The following is a 1,253-nucleotide window of genomic DNA, read 5'->3' as shown; positions in this document are numbered from 1 at the left end:
TGTAGTGGTCAACTAATTCCAGACACCTCGGTAGGTGATTTCGACGCCATCGCCCGCTCGTAAACGGTTGGTGGCAGATATCCCAGTTTCGAGTGCAGCCGCTCGTTGTTGTAAAACCCAACGATGTATTCCGTGATGTCACGTATCGCTTCGGCATGGTTGGCGTAATCGCGGCGCCATACCCGCTCCATTTTCAAGCTCAAGAAGAAGCGCTCCATCACCGAATTATCCCAGCAGTTACCTTTACGACTCATGCTTTGCTGCATGTTATTTCGCGCTAGCAACGCTCTGTAGCTCGCGCTGGCGTACTGGCTACCACGATCCGAGTGGGCGATCAGACCCGGTGGCGGCTGACGCTGAGCAACTGCCAGCTGCATTGCACTACACACCAGCTCGGCAGGCATGTTCGGGGCCATGGACCAACCCACGATCTTGCGTGAAAACAAGTCCAGTACCACGGCCAGGTACAGCCAGCCGCTACGGGTCCGGATGTAGGTAATGTCCGCCACCCAAGCCTTGTTCACCGCCTCGGGTTCGAATTGGCGATTCAACACGTTTTCGGCAATCGGCAGGTCGTGCTTGCTATCGGTCGTGTGCACAAACTTACGCTTCCAGGCCGAACGCAGGCCGTTGGCGCGCATCAAGCGACGAATTTTATAAACGCCTATTTCCATGCCCTTGGCGCGCAATGCTTTACGTAACGGGCGACTGCCATAGCAGCCGCCACTCGCAGCAAACGACGCCTTGAGTTGCACGGTCACGGGACAAATCAATGCTGGCGCTCCAGCACGCTTGTTGGCCTCGTAGAAACCGGATCGGCTGATACCCAGCAGCCGACAGACATACGCCACCGAATAAGCCTTCTGTTGCAACTGCCGAACCAATCGATACGTTACTTCAGCTCGCGGGCAAAGAAGGCGGTGGCTTTTTTTAATACATCGTTATCCATCTTGAGCTGACGGTTTTCTTGCTCCAGCTGCCGGATGCGCTGTTGCTCGGATGTGAGCGGTTTACCGATCCCGGCCTGGCCCAATTGCTCAGCCTCGTACTGTTGAACCCAGCGCCGGACGGCTGTCTCACCAATATTCAGATCACGGCAGACCTGCGGAACGGTCAGCCCCTGGTCCTTGATCATCTTCACGACTTGCAGCTTGAAGCTGTCGTCGAATGTCCTGCGTTTGTCGGTCATGAAACACTCCTCGATAGATGCATTTTCCACTTATCGAGGTGTCCGGGGAAATTAGACCACCACA

At 55.4% G+C, this 1,253-nt stretch carries 1 protein-coding gene; it reads right to left on the bottom strand.

Annotated features, from left to right (window positions below):
• Positions 1–8 precede the first annotated feature (8 nt).
• Positions 9–1,189, bottom strand: a protein-coding gene (locus tag KGA96_RS29605; protein ID WP_411741598.1) for an IS3 family transposase whose coding sequence is annotated in 2 segments (ribosomal slippage) — positions 9–922 and positions 922–1,189 — 1,182 coding nt in all. Because the reading frame shifts where the segments join, the coding sequence is not laid out codon by codon here.
• Positions 1,190–1,253 lie beyond the last annotated feature (64 nt).

The sequence above is a fragment of the Pseudomonas sp. GL-R-26 genome (assembly GCF_019947365.1).
Taxonomy (GTDB): domain Bacteria; phylum Pseudomonadota; class Gammaproteobacteria; order Pseudomonadales; family Pseudomonadaceae; genus Aquipseudomonas.
Note: the sequence above shows the minus strand (reverse complement) of the source record. Positions and strands in the feature narration are given on the sequence as shown.